This is a genomic window from candidate division KSB1 bacterium (assembly GCA_034506395.1).
Lineage (GTDB): Bacteria > Zhuqueibacterota > Zhuqueibacteria > Thermofontimicrobiales > Thermofontimicrobiaceae > Thermofontimicrobium.
In genome coordinates this window covers 69,152-86,592 of the sequence record JAPDPQ010000004.1, presented here as the reverse complement: position 1 = coordinate 86,592, position 17,441 = coordinate 69,152, and the positions used below count along the sequence as shown (strand labels likewise).

General features: G+C 46.7%; 8 protein-coding genes. 1 reads left to right on the top strand and 7 read right to left on the bottom strand.

Features of this window, described 5'->3' with window-relative positions; translation table 11 throughout:
* The first annotated feature begins 378 nt into the window (after nucleotides 1-378).
* Nucleotides 379-1,260: a Cof-type HAD-IIB family hydrolase gene (locus tag ONB37_03870; GenBank protein ID MDZ7399286.1), complete on the top strand. Its 882-nt coding sequence runs from the start codon at nucleotides 379-381 to the stop codon at nucleotides 1,258-1,260.
* On the opposite strand, the gene ONB37_03865 is transcribed toward ONB37_03870, so the two are convergent.
* From ONB37_03865 to ONB37_03835, 7 genes are all read right to left on the bottom strand, one after another.
* On the bottom strand, nucleotides 1,249-3,228 hold the full coding sequence (locus ONB37_03865; protein MDZ7399285.1) for a T9SS type A sorting domain-containing protein: 1,980 nt from the start codon (nucleotides 3,226-3,228) through the stop codon (nucleotides 1,249-1,251). The two genes, ONB37_03870 and ONB37_03865, sit on opposite strands and share 12 nt — an antisense overlap.
* A 234-nt stretch (nucleotides 3,229-3,462) precedes the next feature.
* Nucleotides 3,463-6,975 carry a CotH kinase family protein gene (locus ONB37_03860; GenBank protein MDZ7399284.1) on the bottom strand — a complete coding sequence of 1,171 codons (3,513 nt, stop codon included), beginning with the start codon at nucleotides 6,973-6,975 and terminating at the stop codon, nucleotides 3,463-3,465.
* Between the two features lie 241 nt (nucleotides 6,976-7,216).
* Nucleotides 7,217-9,547: a trehalase family glycosidase gene (locus ONB37_03855; protein ID MDZ7399283.1), complete on the bottom strand. Its 2,331-nt coding sequence runs from the start codon at nucleotides 9,545-9,547 to the stop codon at nucleotides 7,217-7,219.
* Nucleotides 9,548-9,864: 317 nt separating this feature from the next.
* Nucleotides 9,865-12,303, bottom strand: a complete 2,439-nt coding sequence (locus ONB37_03850; protein MDZ7399282.1) for a T9SS type A sorting domain-containing protein — start codon at nucleotides 12,301-12,303, stop codon at nucleotides 9,865-9,867.
* Nucleotides 12,304-12,524: 221 nt separating this feature from the next.
* Nucleotides 12,525-13,445, bottom strand: coding sequence for a PorV/PorQ family protein (locus ONB37_03845; GenBank protein MDZ7399281.1), 921 nt, complete (start codon nucleotides 13,443-13,445; stop codon nucleotides 12,525-12,527).
* A 154-nt stretch (nucleotides 13,446-13,599) separates the two neighbouring features.
* The gene (locus ONB37_03840; protein ID MDZ7399280.1) at nucleotides 13,600-15,390 is read right to left on the bottom strand and encodes a hypothetical protein; all 1,791 of its coding nucleotides are present in this window, start codon (nucleotides 15,388-15,390) and stop codon (nucleotides 13,600-13,602) included.
* A 214-nt stretch (nucleotides 15,391-15,604) separates the two neighbouring features.
* On the bottom strand, nucleotides 15,605-17,380 hold the full coding sequence (locus ONB37_03835) for a hypothetical protein (protein ID MDZ7399279.1): 1,776 nt from the start codon (nucleotides 17,378-17,380) through the stop codon (nucleotides 15,605-15,607).
* Nucleotides 17,381-17,441: the final 61 nt, after the last annotated feature.

The window sequence follows — 17,441 nt, the reverse complement described above, 5'->3', positions numbered from 1 at the left end:
TTTTATTTTTCGACTAAAATATAATGAAAAAAATTGCTAAATGCAAGACAATTGTTTGATTTATTTCAATTGCCAAATTATTATCAAAAGCAGATATCTGGCTTCTCGTTTCGATTCATCCAAGTGGTTCATTCATAATGATTGGTCAATTTTTGATAGACGCCAATTGTTAAATGGGGGCGGGTATGTCATAGCGAGATATTTATTAGAATCAAGCAGACCCATGCATCCGCAAAAGTAACTTGCACGCGTTTGCAAATTGATCATTTTAAATAACCCAAGTTCTGCAAGGGAAGAAATGAGTTGCTTTTTTTGGTAAATTTCATTAATTTGCCGAGCCAATGCACATGAAATAGCTTATCGATTTTAGGTGGCTAAATGAAAAGTGAACAGTACAAAAAGTCATTTTTTGAAAATATGATATCCCAACCTTTGATAATGGTCGTTTCGGATCTGGATGGAACTTTGTTAGGGCCAGATCATCGGATCAGTGAGCAAGATTATCAATTGCTGCAATTGCTTAAAACCAAAAATGTTTATCGAGTGGTGGCGACTGGTCGCTCGGTGTATTCCGCTAATAAAGTTCTGCCAACCGAATTCCCGATTGATTATTTGATTTTCTCTTCTGGAGCGGGGGTAATGGATTGGACCCAGCAGGAAATCTTGTTAGAACGATCATTAACAGCTTCAGAGACTGCCTTCCTTGCAAACTTTCTCATTCAATTAAAGATGGATTTCATGATTCAGATGCCCATTCCGGACAACCATCATTTCCTTTTTTTTGACTCTCAGGTCAGACCCAATCCCGATTTTTGGCGGCGCATCGAAATCTACCAAGGTTTTGCGGCTCCGCTCCAGCAACCAATTGATACCATTGGAGCTAGTAGTGAATTTGTCGTGATCATCCCAGATGGGGTAACAGTTTATGATCAGATTAAATGCCAATTGCCCCAATTTAATGTTATTCGTGCCACCTCGGCGTTAGATGGCAAATCAATTTGGGTTGAGATACTTCCCAAAAATGTGTCCAAAGCTACCGCGACTGCTTGGCTTTGCGAACGATTGGGTTGTCCAAGAGAAATGGTGCTGGGAATCGGGAACGACTATAATGATCTGGATCTATTAAATTGGACTGGGCATAGTTTTGTTGTCGAAAATGCACCAATTGAATTGAAAAATAAATTTCGATGCACCGCGAGTAATGCCGAAAGCGGCTTTAGCCACGCGGTGCGCGAATGGTTTCCACAGCTACTTGAGTAAAATACATTTCTTCGTGGCCGTAAAACTTCCCGCCTGAATCCGATAGAAGTAGATGCCACTGGCTAATTCGCTGCCATCGAGAGTGATCTCATGACGTCCAGAAGAATACCACTGATGCAACAATGTTTTCACCTCTCTGCCCAACAGGTCATACAACTTCACCACAACTTGCTGATCGGCGGCTAATTCAAACCGAATCTTCGTCGTAGGATTAAAAGGGTTCGGATAGTTTTGCTCCAATCGATAATGTCGAGGAGTGCCATGGGGAGTTTCGTTTGTGACCTTTGTTAGCAGCCGCTTGGCCTGTTCCACCGCACCCTCATAATCCACGATATAGTGCCACCAATTATTCAGCATGCTATCTGTCACGCCTTCATAGCGCGGCAGGTGATTGAACCACCAGCGCATGTAACCCTCATGCGAAAATCCCCATTCACTGGCATTAATTACTCGAGTTTGATTTAAAATGATCGGGTAGCGTTTCCAATTATCAGCGTAGGTCACCACATACCGCGGATTCGCGAAGTCATAATCGTGTAAGCCATTGGGCGGAAAATGGATGCTTCCCACGTGAGCCATACCAGGGAAATCCTTGTCAATCCGCGTGAAAATATCCCAGTCGGTTGGATTGGGCGAGCGCGTGTTCCAGCCACCAAAAGCATGGGAGATGGCGCTTTCGGAGCGGTGTCCGTAGCTCTCCAAAGCGCAGGCCAGGTCTCGTTCATAATTCCAGCCCATCACAGGCAATTGCTTCTGCAAACCAGGATGCGACAGTGGGGGGGAGTTGTACCAGAATGCATTTGGGCCGACCAGTTGCGATTCGTACATCGCCGCAAAAGGCCAGGCATACACCCAGACCTCATGAATCATTTCCATGTTTCGCTTATTGGCAAAATCATAATAATCGATCATCGCGTTATAGTCAAATTTGACTCGGTTCTCGATTTCAGCGATGTATTGCAACGTCCCAGGCGTTTCTCGCCCATAAAGCCGCGAATTGGAGCCGAAAAAATAAGCCAAGGTATCGATCGTCATGAACTCTCCATCCATGCGGCTGAAAACAACCTGGTCGTTCCGAACGTCAGCAATCTGGTATTGCACCACGCCATCGCTGACTTCGTTGAATGTATCGATCAATTGATAGATGTATCGCATCGGGTCATTCCAACCGCGCACCTCATGGATTCGGCGCTTATGCGTGAAGTCGATGATCTGATCTTGGATCACAACCGCCACTTTGCGATATAATGGTTTGGCCTTGGGAGATGTGAAATCGGTCTCGACAGTCACGGCCGTGGTCCCTTTCAATTTCGGTGTTGCGGCAATCACATTCGCAGAGCCCAGGGCAATTCCAGTGATTAAACCTACATCGTCCACAATTGCAACATTTGGATTATCGGAATTCCAGTAGATCGGATCAGAGAGCGTATAAGGATAAAGGACGCCTCGATCGTCATAGATTTTCACTTTGAGCTTGAGCGATGTTCCAGGAATGAGCCGCAAAGGTTGAGGCATGATCTTCAGACCGATGAGATTATGGGTGGTCAGCAGTTGCCATTCGCCAATAAGCATCATCTTGCTCTCATAATTTCGGGCGTTCAGCCTTAACCATGTGGGTTTCATCGTCTCAAATGAGACCGAATCCCATTGAAAACTGAAAAAGTCAGCGTTGTTGACAAGGATGCGATAAGAGCCAGTTTTGTTTTGCAAATCGGTTTCTGTTTCGGCTGTTTCTAAGCTCCATTTGCCATTATGCCAGAAGAACACTTTGCTCCGAGAAATCTCGACTGGATTTATGAGTTTTAATGTAACGACCAAGCTATCGGAAGTAAAGAGCGCAGCTTCCGTGAGTTGATTGCCATCAAAAATTTTTCGAATCAGATTAGAAGATAGCTCCGGATCTGTTTTGACCAGGATGGAGCTGTCCATCAGCCCGCTGGAGAGGTCGATCGGTTTGATAATGGTCATTTGCGCCAAGCTCCTCCAGGGAAGAAAAATCAAAATCAGGAGTAAAAATGAGTTTATCATTTTGACAGAAAATTTGGAGCAATTCATATTTAATGGTCCTCCGAAATAATGCTTAGATACAATTTGCACCCATCTGGCTACGTAAACAGGTTTAAGGTTAAGCAATTTTCCTTTCAAACGCAGAGAGGTGAACGGATGAGTCCGAAGAATTGGATCAACTTCCCGAGTTAAGCCTCATTCCATTAAAATCATTTTCCTCACTTCATGTTCCTGCCCAGCCATCAGCAAGCAAAAATAAATTCCAGATCGGACCCTCTCGCCAAGTCGATTCCTGCCGTCCCAATGAATTTCGTGAAGGCCTCCCAGCAGTGTTCCATCGATCAACGTCATCACTTCCTCGCCACGAATGTTGAAAATTTTCAAAATCACCCGTTGTTCCTGGGGCAGGGAGAAGCGAATTGTCGTTTGCGCATTGAACGGATTGGGATAATTTTGAGCCAATTCAAAGGGGAGCCCTATTCCCAATGAGGCTGCTACTCTTGTCTGAATCGCACTATTGGCAGTTCCTGGGGTCCCGCCGATACGGGTCGAGGCCAACCAGCTCTGCGGCAATCCATTATCTAGTTTCGGATCGCGAAGCTCTAATGAATAGCCCTCGCCTCGAGCCGCTTCGGGCCAGGGATAAGTTACCCCGTAATGAACCGAATCGATCAATTGGCCTGCGGCATCGTACAATCGAAGCAGTTCGCCCTCACTGCTAAACCCAAAATCCAAATCACCGGTTTGATTCAATACTTTGGGAAAAAAACGCCTAAAAGTCGCTGCGCTGCGACAGATGACGAAGTAGCCTTTTGCTGGAATAATGCAATTTTCAGGAAACGTAAACCGATGGTCATCGTTACTATCCATCAGCACCCAACCAGACAAATCAATCTCAGTATCCCCAAAATTATGGAGCTCGAGCCAATCCTCTGTGTCAAAAGCTGGTGACGATTGATAATTGATCTCATTGATCACCACTGGCACGGCAGAAATTCCTGTTGGCTCAAAAACCGCGGTTATCACCTGGCCATTTTGGATCATGGTCGAAATGGACAACGAATCTGTCGGATTTGCGCCGATCCATTTTTTGAACTGATAACCGAGCTTGGGAATGGCGGTTAGTGTGATTGGTAGATCAATAAAATAGATGCCGCTCCATGGATAATCTCTGGGGATCAGGCTGTTGATGCGAATGCGGCCAGCGCTAGCTGGAACGACATTCAATTGGACAAAAGCCACTCCATCCCAGAGTTTGAACTCGTTCATGATGTGCTGTCGAACATAATCAGGCCGGCGCTGTGCAAAATCGATCAGCACTTGGATATGGCCGTACCATTCCTCCATGGAATCGATGGATTTTCCCAACCACCAAGGGCCAACAAAAGAGCCTTTCCAGCGGGCGATATGCTTCGGCATCTCTGGCTCAATACCAGCTTTGAATTGGTTGATCACCTCGATCACGCGGCTTGGCTCGAAGACACTATTCAAACGGTCCGCAAATTGGTTGGCAAATAACCTGCGATGCGCTTCATTGTCCAGCAATTTGAAAAACAACAACGTTGTTCCGTTTTTTTGGTTTCGAATTTCTCTAAAAAGGTTGGCATCTGGCCCGAGATGGCCGCCGTGAAATCCATAATCGAGATCATAGAGCAACCAGCGCCATTTTCCTTGTGGGGTTCTGGGACGCCAACATTTTACATTATTCCAGGGCCAATCAGAATTCGCGTAAAACATGACCGTCAGCATGTAGTCATTGAAATTCTCCACATCCATTTGGGTCTTCACATAGTCATAGCTTGAAGCCAGTCGCATATCGTGATTGGCCACGTAATCGAGCAGGCGGCGGTAATGATCGGTGCTCCCCTTGATGACCATGGTATCCCGCTCGATGAAATCGATATTTTCTGGGTCGACTCCGCGGTTCGATGCCAGATAGTGTTCGCTCATCTTCTCACGAATATTGTGAATTCCCCAGAATTCGCCATTCAAGAAAACCACTGCGGGTCGGTAAGCCTGGACATCAAGGTCCAAATCTTTGACCAGATAATGCATCATCGCGTCGCGGAACATCGTGCGGCCCCAATCTTGACCAGAATTCCTCAAAATAATGGACTGAAATTCTTGGATTGGTTTATCAGGAAAAATCTGATAATTGATGGCATCGTCGCCATAGCGATTGCGGGCGAACACGGCCAGCGATTTCTGTGGATAAAGCCGACTCCACGATCCGAAGATCTGTACCCCGGCATCGATGCTAAATCCCAATTTTCCATCTGGCTCAAAAAACTCGATATGAATGGGACGTTCCCAATCTTGCCAGAAATTTGACCCCCAAAACGGATAGTTCAGTGTATCGGCATGATCGCCAAAGACGTAAATGCCTGTCTCATGATCCCAGAGGTTCATCGGATCTGTGGCGATCGAAATAATTGGGATCGTGAAATTTTGATTCACAATATAAGTCTGGGTTATGGCCCTGCTGGGAAGCCAGGTGGGAGCGAAGGCTCTGGCTCGGACCACCGTCGTTTTGTCGATGGCGATTGGCTGCTGATATTGTGGCGAATCTTCAGTTGGGATTGATCCATCAAGCGTATAATGGATGGTCGCCCCTGGGGTAGTGCTGATCAGCTCCAGAACCAGAGCGCGATCGTATAATCCGGCCGGATGCGAAAATTGTGGTGGTTCAAGCATGGCCTGATAGCCAGTGTTAATGTTCGGCCCGTTTGGAGTGGCAGATTCAAAGAAGCGCCAGGTAGCGGCACCATCAGGTTGGCGGCCAAAAGAGACATCGGTGGGAAGATAGCCGAAATTGACGTGATCAATCAATTTACCGGTTGCATCGCTGAGGCAGAGCGTCTCGCCTGCTGCTTTGAGCTTAAAATTGGTATGCAATTTCGGCGATGGCGGAAATTTCAGGTGGCGCGAAGGACCTCGCGCCTGCGAAGGGACCGCGTTCATTTGGAGCGTCAAAAACGGGATCAGCGTCAAGTCTGATGAATATAGCTCGGAATTGTGCACTTCCATCGCAATAACATTTGTACCGGGGCGCAAAACAGTTGACAGGTTTTCAACGACAAATTTTTCTGGCTCACCACCGCGATATATGCGCGCCTCCGCAGGTCGGGTAGCAAATTGGTTATAAGCCGGTGGGACGCCGACAAAACCTATGTTCGCTCGAGCGATTTCTTCGCCATTCCAATAGGCCACAAAGCCATCGTCGTAATCTACATGCAAAATCGCTCCAATGATTTCGGCTGGATTTTCAATGTAAATGGTCTTTCGTATAAAAACCGAGATAGGGGAGGGCTGGAATGGGTCCGGCGAACCAAGTTGAGTGGCATCATCATTATCATCATATCCGAAACCGCTCGGGCCAGTAAGCCAATTAGAATCATCGAACTCAAGTGTCCGCCAATTGGGTGCTGGTTCAGCACTCGGCACCAAATATTTCCATTCATCCCCCCAATCGATGATGGTCTCCCAATGGATCGGAACGGTGCGAATGTCCTTGCCTGAAGCAAACAATAGCAGAAATTGCCCCGGCTCGATCGCAATTTTAGGGAATTGCCATTTGAACGGACGCGAAGGGTTATCAGAGAGACCAAAACCCATAAGATCGACTCTTTGAATTCCGGCATTATATATCTCGATCCAATCCGAATAATTCCCATCGTCATCAACAATCGTGGCGATGTTAGCGGACATCAGCTCGTTAATAAATATTTGCTGCGCACGCGTGGCAATCGAGCCCATGCAGCTTAAACAAAATATCAAAACAAAGCGACAGATTTTCATGGCTGCTAACTGGAAATCTTTATTCATCTCGATTAATGGCCCGAAACATTCTGGAAGCAAAATGGTTGTGATTCGATTGTTTTCATAACCAGTTTTTCTTCGGATCTATTTCTTTCGAAGGCTCTGAACTTTCTCAAGAATTCAAGCCCTTTCATTCAAATCTAATTCTGTAAACCTCCTCATTCTTTCCATCAAAGGCAATTGAATGAGCCTCATTTTTCTCAGCCTGTTTTGAGATGACCATACCTCTGGCATTCACAATCGTTAGACCAACTGATCTTGATGCGCGGTAGGCCAGCTCGATTTCCATCCGATCCGAGTTTTTGATGGTGTAACTGAGAGAGATTTGTATGCCTTGATAATTCAACTTTTTTATTGTGTATCGCTTTCCTGGTTTGAAGAGACGTTCAGGGATTGCTGGGGCAAGATAAAACTCCGTCTCCGAAATATTCTCCGTCTCGCGGAAGCCGATGATATTGCGAATGATATTCATAGGGAGCGTAGCTCCCCAGCCGTAGTTTTCTCCACCTGCTGGGATTTCAGCCACTGGCCAGAATTCATTGGCAACGCCAGGAATGCGATAGGAAAAAGGCATATTTTTGTCTTCATGCAAAACGGAGCGACTATCGGTGCGAAGATAGGTGCGATCAGCGATGTCTGCCACAACCTCAGCCGCGATTTTTTGCATTCTGGCGAACCAGGCAGCTTCACAAAAGGTAAAAACCAATGGCGGCCACTCCAGCCAAGGTTGAGGATTGGCACGAAAATACGCAAACATCGGTCTAATGGCCTCAATTTGCTCTTGGGTGGCCACGTGGCACGTAAGCGGCGCCAGCATCATGACGTCAAAATAATTATCCAATATGATCGGTTGATTCACTCGCGCATCGAAATCGCGGAACCAACCATCCACGAACATCGATCGGGTCCGCTCGAGACGCTGCTGAGCCAATTTCTTCCAATAGGGGATATCGGCGCTTTGACCAGCGATCTCCGCAAACAGCGCCATATTGGCCATTGCCTCTGCCATAGCGGCCTCAACATCTACAGTGCGGACGAAATTCACTACCGCGCCCTCATCACCTCGGGCAATCAAAAAACGCTGCGAGCCATCCTGCCCCGATTCCCAGCTATTGTTACAATGCAACCATCCTTCTGGATCCGTCCTGTTTTTCAACCACCATTCAATGTAAGCTTTCAAGAATGGATAGAGCTTTTTGATCCACGCCCTGTCTTGGTTCATGGCATAAATCGATTTAATGGTATGAAATGGATAGCCCCACATCGGTGCAGTGCCGCACTCCGAGCCATCAGCGGAGATCATATTCATGCTCCCATCCTCTCGCGAACAAGGGACATTCGGCATTGGCGCATCAGCAAAAGTACCATAAAAAACTTGTTTTGCCAACTCTCCATCGGCATAGCTCAGGGTCATCATGTCAAGGCTCGTCTCCCCTAAAACCGCGCGCGGCGAATGGATTTGCATGGCATCCCAAGGATGCTCATAAATCCCTATCGGCTGTCTGACATTCATTCGCAGGGTTTCCCAGTCATATACCCAGCCGTGTCGCCAGGTATCAGGCCAATCCCCTTCCAATACTGGACATTTTGACCAGAACGACTCATCTTCAGCCAATTGGTTTGTTAAAATATTCAATCCGCGCTCAAGGGTTGTTCGCAATTCTTGGACTGCATTATTTTCGTTAGCCCCGCGACTTAGCACAATGATCGCCGAGGTGTATTCTTTTGCTGGGATTTGAAAATGATAACTTTGAACCATATATAATGGCCCGCTGCCATGCACGGTGGTTTTCTCGATAGTGCTCAGATCATTGTTTCTCAGCCATTCTTTCCATTGGTCTGACGATCCCGTCGCTTTATGGGCAATAGCTCTTTTATTCGAACCGAGCGCAAAAATATCCCCATATGCCCAGATCTTGCTGATGCCAGCGTCAATACCTGGGGCGTATCTGCTGGCCAATCCATCGCTGCCCCACCAGCGAGTTTCCCACAACCCATAGAGATGCGTGGCATGAATGAAAACTTCTTGCTCAGTGGCGCCAAAATTCCGAAGCTCGACCAAGCAGACCAGTGAGTGTTCTGTAGCTAAAAAATATTTCAAGCTGAAATCAATTTCTTGAAATTGCCAGTCATAACTGATCACATGTTTGCTATGATATTTTGACACCAAGTCAATGCCAGCCTGAGAAAAGTCATCGGTTGTAACAAATGATTTCCCTCCGCACGAGACACTGAGCAACAAAAAGCAGAGATAATTGATATGATCGCGATCGCCGCCACCATAGCTGCCATTGAAGTTGCGGCGCCACCACCCGAATCCCAATGGCGGGACCGATCGAATCACCCCACTGCGATTGAACACCATGGAGTGATAGGGATTATCGATATAGCCGTGCGGAGTGTAATTTCCTTTGGGAAAAGACGATGGTAGAGTGATCAACCCAATGTTGTTAGAGCCCATTAATACTCCTGATTTCATTTCATCAGCTTGAACGATACTCAGTATGATTGATCCAATTGAGCAAAGTAATAAAATCTTTATTAGCAAATCGTTCTTCCTCTCATCATTTCTGGTCCGATAGCCTTCTGCAAAACGAGCGAACCATGCATGGCCGGATGATCTCCCGGGGATCGATGGAACTGTTAATTCAGTTCCATAGCAAGTTACAAGAACCTTGTATGATTGCCAATGGATGGCATGATAATTTTATTAATTAATCATTATAGCTGACAATGCGCCCTTCCGACCCGAATCTGAAGCCACCAAAATCGGCTCGATCATTTGATTAAAACCATCTTTTTGATATCAGCAAATTGCATTTGATCCCATTTTGCCACCAATTTGCAGAAGTAAATGCCACTGGCAACTGAAGCCCGCCATTCATATTGATAGCTTCCTGCAGTCTGATCTTCTTGAATCAATTTCTCTACTATTTGGCCATTGACATCATAAATGGCGAGACTGACATGACTGTTTGCTGGCAACTGATAAGTAATTTTAGTGATGCTATTGAATGGATTCGGGTAATTCTGATTCAGTACAAATTGGTTGGGTAGGTTTGCAAGGGGCGGTTGGTCGACATCAGTCGTCGGAATCAGATTGATTTTGAGCTCATAATCACCAAGGTTGGTGTGTCCGCTCCAATATTGCAGATTGAACAACGTAGATTCAAGAAAACCATAGCCGACTTTCCCTTCGTGAGCGACGCGGAGGATAATCACGCCGTTGGAAAAACCGTAGGTATGCTCAATGCGGCCAGTTTTGCTGAAAGGACAGCGACCTAATAGCACCTGCCCATTGGCATCCGCCAGCAATTTCAGATCAGGGATGTCATCAAAATATTTGCCATACCACTGGCCAGCGTTCCCGGTCGCTTGATAGATCCATACCGAAGCGCCCGGGAGTTTATTGCCCGAGGCGTCCATAACAGTCAGTCGATTCTGAGCGGGGAGGTCCTGCATGAACACCCCAATATTGCCTGGGGCATTATAATTACCCAGTCGTGCCCGATAGCCAGCGATGAGATTGAGCGCGGCGGCGCTGTAGCGATCTATGTAGGTATAATTGCTGTTCATCAGGCCTTGGAATTGACAATAATAAACTGCGTCACTGCCGATCATGGGCATGTAATTCGTACCGACGATCAGCTTGCCATTTTCCTTAATTGCGACGGTTTTGCCAGTCCGATCGTCATGGACATTAAAACCATACAGGTCGATTAGGTAGCGGGCGTGCCCCAATTCGTGGATTAGCGAGCCCTCGAAATAAAAGGGATTATTATCGGTGGGGCTGGTATGATTTGCGTAAAAGCCACTGGTAACTGCTTCTGCAGTGAACCCCCATTGCAGATCCACCGTGCGGTCGTTGAGATTAGGCATATTCGTTGGGTAACTGCCACCTGCCAATGGCAATGCGCCATCCGGGACCACAACAATTTCATCAATGCGGATTCGATCCAGTACCCCATTGGGGGATTCAGGGTAGATAGCGGCGGCGAACATCTGGTTCCAGCGGCTCACCTGACGCTGTGCCCAATCCTCCCAACAATTGGAATGAACCCTTAACTCGCGCTGATAGCGCCGAAAATATTCATAGACGCTCTGTTCCACATAGAATCCAACAGCAATCGCATCAGTGAAAATGCTAAGCTGATTATTTTTTTCTTCCTCCTCGGGAATTTCATTTTTCGGATCAATGACAAATTTGATCACATGCCGATCAAAAGTCCATGTCCATGGATAATCTACGGTGACCTCCTTGCCTGCAGGAAGGTCGATCGAGTCCAAGACCATGGCTGCGCCATCGAGATACCATTGGTATTTAACTGCCTTCAAATCGCGCATCATCCAATTTTTGAGATGCGCCCGCCAAGTTACAATCTGTCCAACCTTGGGCCAACCATCGGTTCGAGAAACTTCTTCGCCCCAGACATAATCGATCTTGGGCAAACGAGAGATATAGCCAATGGTGAGATCGTCCCCGAAGTTGATGACCGGGGCTTCGTTGACCTCAGCCGCAGGAGGTCCCCAAATACCGTTGCTCGAGACTGCAAAAACGAGATAGCCATATTTCTCTGCAATACTTGCGGTAGAATCGATTAAACTATCGCTCACGACGTGTTCGCCAATCCGAATGTAAAGCATCCGAGGAATATTTTCCAGCAAGGTATCCGCCAGCGAGCGCCGATAGACCATATAGTTCAGGCCTGGTAGCGCTTGCCACTTGATACATCGATATCCTGCTGCTGTGCGATTGAGTGTTACATTTTGTGGTGATTCTGGAATTGCCGCTGGAACGAGTTGCAAAGTGGCAGGGAATCGATACCATGGAATCGAGCTAACCACTTCAGTCAAAGTGCCTTGTTGCTGAGTTGCGTTGCAGGTGAAACGCACCGAAACTGTATCACCGACTTTGATGGCAGGATCGATGAAGTTGCCTAATTCGATGCCGAAAACGCCCTTTCCCGTGATATTCGGATCAGCCCCTTTTCTCCAGCGCGGCGATCGGTCAGTGAGAATTTTGTTGAGGTCTTGGTTCAAGTATGCCACGAAAGATACTGACGGTGGTTGATGGGTGCAAAGCTTCCCATCCGCGTGGTAGACGAAATTTTGGAAATAGACATAATCGTTGATCTGACCAAAGCCATTCGTCGCCGCGTGGAGCATTGTAATAAAAAGAATATCTCGCCAAAACTTGTTCAGATGATGTTTTACCATACTTACTTCAAAAAAAAGTAGGGCTTGCTGATCTGTAAATGGTCGATTTCTTCTGAATCGGGTAACCGAGCAAACACCCCATTAGAATAACAACAGATCTGGCAGTGGCCCTACATCAATTTCGTAAGCTTTTTTGTGTGACTTTCGCCTTTTAAAATCAAGAAAGAGAGCTTTTGCGCATAAATATGCTGGTTCAAATATAAACTGGGTGAATGGTCTAACTAAAATGATAGTCGCAATCCAAATCGATGCGCCGCGCCCAGCAAGTTCAAGTCGCTATAAGCATAATCAAACCACGTCTTGATCCCCCGAATCGAGAGATGAACGCCGCTGCCGAACGAGTACCTGGCGACTTCGTGATTGAGATGATAGCCAAGCCGGAGAAATAGCAAATCATTAAAATTATATTCAGCGCCAGCCTGTCCTAATGGTTGTCCATCATTGGGTTTCATAGCCGAGAAGCTGACCAGCAGCTTGTTTTGATCCATTTGAATGGCATTCATACACATCCCGAAGGTGAAATTGGTTGGCAAAGGATAGGATTCGTTGACGTATTTCACCTCAGAGCCGAAATTGGCGATCTTCATGCCAAATCGAAAACCGCGAAAGTCCGTGGTATAGAGCACGGCGATATCTGCGGCAACGGCATCAGCCGAAAAGTCAGAGTAAAGAGACATCCGAATGTAGCTGAGTGTGCCACCGATGGTTACTCGATTGGTGAGGAAACGGGAGTAACTGAGGCCTACGCGGAAATTTCCCGAATAGAAAGTTTCCCCAGTCCCGTCCGGCTGAAGCGGTGTGCGCACCTTCATTTCGTCCGTGTAGAGGGCTGTGAGCGAAACACCAAAAGTGCCGAGTCGGCCGAAACCTTGCGCCGCAGCGACAAAATCGTGATTGATGCCAGCGAACCACTTGGTATGATTGAATACGAAATCGGTTCCATCCAACCAAGCCAACGCGGCGGGATTGTAATAAGTAGCTTCTGCACCTTCAACAGCAGCGATATAAGCATCGCTCATCCCAGCGCCACGCGGGCTTACACCGATTTTTAAAAATTGGGCATCAGTACTGCCTGGTCTTTCGTATTGTGCCAGCACCATAGTCGGCAAAAGCAAAATCCCAAATATGATTTTTTTCAGCATAATTATTCACCCTTTTATTGAAATCCCAATACCAAAATGAACTTTCTCGACATAATGCTACGCATCGCGCTAGATTCTGAACGCCATGATTTGCATACAACAGTTCAATAGCACCTGATGCACGATCCCAAAAATTAGCATTCCAAACTGTTTGCTATTTGATCACCACAAATTTCCCGACCTGTACCTTTCCAGTCTTCTTGTCTTCGACGGTAAAGAGATAAATCCCGCTGGAAATTGCTTGGCCAATAGAAGAGGTGAGGTTCCAGTCCTCATAGCCTCTGGTAGAATGGTTGTGATAGATTGTTGCCACAAGATCTCCTGCAAGGGTGTAGATCTTGATCTCGCAATCATGTGGCAAATTGATGAACTGGATATGACGATCCTGCTCCATCCAGCGATTGCGGCTGCCCTGCGGCTTTTCCCAGGGCGGGTTATAAGTATTGTATGCGATGTCTCCGCGGTATGGATTGGGCACGACAGCAACCTCGCCAACCGTTTCTGGCGGGGCCGTGCCAGGTACAACAGCCACAGCATTGGCTGCCTTGCTCGATTCCTGAGATGGAAAATTTGCCACCGGGTCTGGTTTTGAATAGGCCGTCAGTGTATAGAAGTATTCCACATTGTTAAGCAAACCAGTGTCTAGATATTCGTATTCCAGCCCTGTATTAAAACCAAGATGATTGCCAGGGATATCGTACTCGGCCAAAAGCGTCCATGGGCCATTGATTGTTTGAGTGCTTTTATAAAGGCGATAACCTTCAAACGGCTGCGGCTCATTGTCACCACGATAGGGATCCTGATATAATTCGGGATTCCTTGTTAGTGAAGGTGGATACCAGCTCAAATGAACTTGATGGCTAGCTGTTGCGACTTTGAGCATCGGAATCGGTGGGGGAGAGGGCACTCTAAAATTTTTGCTCTTCAAAAACGTCAAGTACTCGGCATTTTTCAGCAGGCCTTGCATCCCATATCCCAGTACTTCTGCCATTTCGACATATAAGGTATCGCCGACGTTCACCAAAGGAAATGGCCCAAAGGCGAGCATGATATGCGCTCTGGCTGGATCGAGACGGTTCTCCATAATCAGTCCCTGACTCATGTTGCGATACCATTCCTGATCTCGATGCGGCAAATTCTCATGTTCGTAGTATTTGAAAGTCCATTTCAAACTATTGGTAGTATCCTTTGGGCTTAAAACTCGAAAGCCAATTGGACTAATTGCGGTTCCATCATTATGGCCCTGTTCATCCTCTGCTACGGTCATCTGAAGGTCTTTGAAATAATATGTATGCTCATCTATATAGTTGTCGGCTGCATTGATCGTCCCAATTTCACTATGCATCCAGAAGGCAATGTAAACATTACGCAGCGGAAATCGGGTTGGCGTGATATAATATTTGAACAGAATAAACTCATCCAGTGGGGCTGAAGCCCAGGCATAGCTGGTTTGAATCACGTCGAGAAATAATGGCGTATGATCTTCGATATTTAGTAAGTTGTAATCGCTATATCGGCATACGAAATCCTGATCAGATACGCCAACATACCGCGGCCAATAGGGGATATCCACTGTGTCATTTTTCCCTACCACCCAAATCGTATCCCACTCCGCCGTAGTTGGGAAGAATTCATGCATGCCGGGATCAAAATGCTTTTTGGTCACCGAAACCAGCGTATCACCGGCTGGAGTAATTGCACCGATCCAGATTCCACCCTGATAAAGATGTTCCTCTGAGCTATTGGGTGGAAATTCACAAAATATGAGCCCAGGATAATTTGTTAACCCTTGATCCAATGTGCCCATATTCGTAATCAATTGGCGGACTTTACCCACATCGTGCAGCTTCCAATCCAGATTGGTAAGCTGGCCATACAATATGGAACTCTGGATGAGACAAGCTACCATGAAAAACGCAATGAAAAAAACTCGCTTCGAAACCATGATTGATCCTTTACTATTCTTGCTGTTTACTGACCTAAAGCTTAATACTTACTACCATCCTTAGCGAAGGTTCAATATCTTCTCAAGAGAATTCATTTTGATTTGAGAATAACAAAAAAATCCGTCCACATCTAAATGGCAGTTCAAATAGGGAAAAGAGTTCTCCCTTCTATTGAACAAAAGATGATCAGCCATAGCCATTTTTATTGGGTAGCTATTTAATCACGACAAATTTTCCAACTTGAATCTTACCACTTTTTTTGTCCTCGACCGAGAATAAATAGATCCCACTGGAGATCGCCTGCCCCACATAGGATGTGAGGTTCCAATCCTCATAGCCAAGTTCTGGATTGTCATGCGAAATCGAATAGAGCAAATCGCCAGCAAGCGTGTAGATTTTGATTTCGCATTTCTCTGGGAGATTGATGAATTGGACGCGACGATCCTGCTCCATCCACCGATCGCGGGTGGCACTGGGTTTCTCCCATGGGGGATTATAAGTATTATATGCGAAATCGCCCCGATAGGGATTGGGCACGACCGCCACTTCGCCGACAGATTGCGGCGGGGCCGTTCCGGGCACCACGCGCCGGGCGTTCGCGGTTTTGCTCGATTCCTGAGATGGAAAATCCATTGCCGTGTCCGGCTTGGAGAATGCAGTGACAGTGTAAAAATAATCGAGATTATTTAGCAAACCAACGTCGACATATTGATAGTCCAATCCTGTATTTTGCCCAAATTGATTGCCTGGAATATCATACTCTGCCAGCAGCGTCCACGGTCCAGCAATGCTCTGGGTGCTTTTATAGACGCGATATCCCTCAAAGGGTTGGGCGACGTTATCGGCACGACCTGGGTCTTGATAGGTCTCAGGATCGACATCGCCGGGTTGCGCTTTCCAGTTCAATTCAACGCGTCGACTGTCGGTTCGAATGCGAAGGGGCGGTAAAGGAGGTGGTGCTGGTACGCGGAAATTTCGGCTTACTAACCAATCAAGTCGTTCCACGTTCCTCATCATGCCTTTCAATCCCTCTCCCAAAATTTCTCCAACTTTGAAATGGAGCGTATCTCCCCGGTTTAAATTGAACGGGCCAAACGAAATGATAAACTGCGAACCAATTGGCTCGGTCTGATTCTGCATGATGATCCCCTGGGCCATTTGCGCATACCGCTCACTATCTCGGCTGGGAGGCGCTCCCATGCCCTGGCCCGGATACCAATTGAACGTCCATCGAAGCGCATCTGCTGGAACTTTGCTTGGGGGGTAAATTTTGATGCCGATGGGACTGATCGCCTCGCCATCTTCGTAACCAGGGAAATCAATGGCAACACCCATTTTGAGCTCATGGTAATAGACCGAATAATCATCCAGGGCAAAGCCCCAGCCACTGCCGCGATAGCCCACATTACCGTCTAACCAATAAGCGATATACACATCTTTCAAATCGTACCGCGTCGGGATCACATAGAAATTGTAAATGATCATTTCATCCAGCGGCGGTGAACTCCAAGCGTAGCTGGTTTGAATGACATCCACGAATAGCGGCTGATGAGCAGTAATATTCGTGATATTATAATCGCTATATCGGCACACCAAGTCCTGATCGGAAACCGCGGTGTAATTCGGCCAATAAGGGATATCGACCGTCAATCCTTTATTGACGACCCAAATCGTATCCCATCGCGCTGCAGAAGGATAAAATTCAAACCAGGAATTCCAACTGGTTGTGCAGGAGACCAGTGTATCTTTGTCGAGAATAGCCCCAACCCAGATTCCGCCCTCGCCGATATGTTCCTCATGGCTCTGGGGTGGATATTCACAATATATCAAGCCAGTATAATTGACAATCCCACCATACCACAGTGATCCGAAATTGGTGATCAACTGACGCACTTTTCCGATATTGTGGAGCTTCCAGTCCAATGCAGTCTGCTGAGCAACGACAGAGCTCGAAAGTATCAAGATAAATAACACCGTTTTCAGTTTCATTTCGAATTGACTCCTAAGAGAGTCGGAGCATTAGCTACCTGCTGCGATTCAAACTTCCTCC

Coding starts and splice junctions, on each gene's coding strand:
- ONB37_03850 (MDZ7399282.1), bottom strand. CDS start 12,303: ATGGTAAAACATCATCTGAACAAGTTTTGGCGAGATATTCTTTTTATT.
- ONB37_03855 (MDZ7399283.1), bottom strand. CDS start 9,547: ATGGGCTCTAACAACATTGGGTTGATCACTCTACCATCGTCTTTTCCC.
- ONB37_03845 (MDZ7399281.1), bottom strand. CDS start 13,445: ATGCTGAAAAAAATCATATTTGGGATTTTGCTTTTGCCGACTATGGTG.
- ONB37_03865 (MDZ7399285.1), bottom strand. CDS start 3,228: ATGACCATTATCAAACCGATCGACCTCTCCAGCGGGCTGATGGACAGC.
- ONB37_03835 (MDZ7399279.1), bottom strand. CDS start 17,380: ATGAAACTGAAAACGGTGTTATTTATCTTGATACTTTCGAGCTCTGTC.
- ONB37_03840 (MDZ7399280.1), bottom strand. CDS start 15,390: ATGGTTTCGAAGCGAGTTTTTTTCATTGCGTTTTTCATGGTAGCTTGT.
- ONB37_03870 (MDZ7399286.1), top strand. CDS start 379: ATGAAAAGTGAACAGTACAAAAAGTCATTTTTTGAAAATATGATATCC.
- ONB37_03860 (MDZ7399284.1), bottom strand. CDS start 6,975: ATGTCCGCTAACATCGCCACGATTGTTGATGACGATGGGAATTATTCG.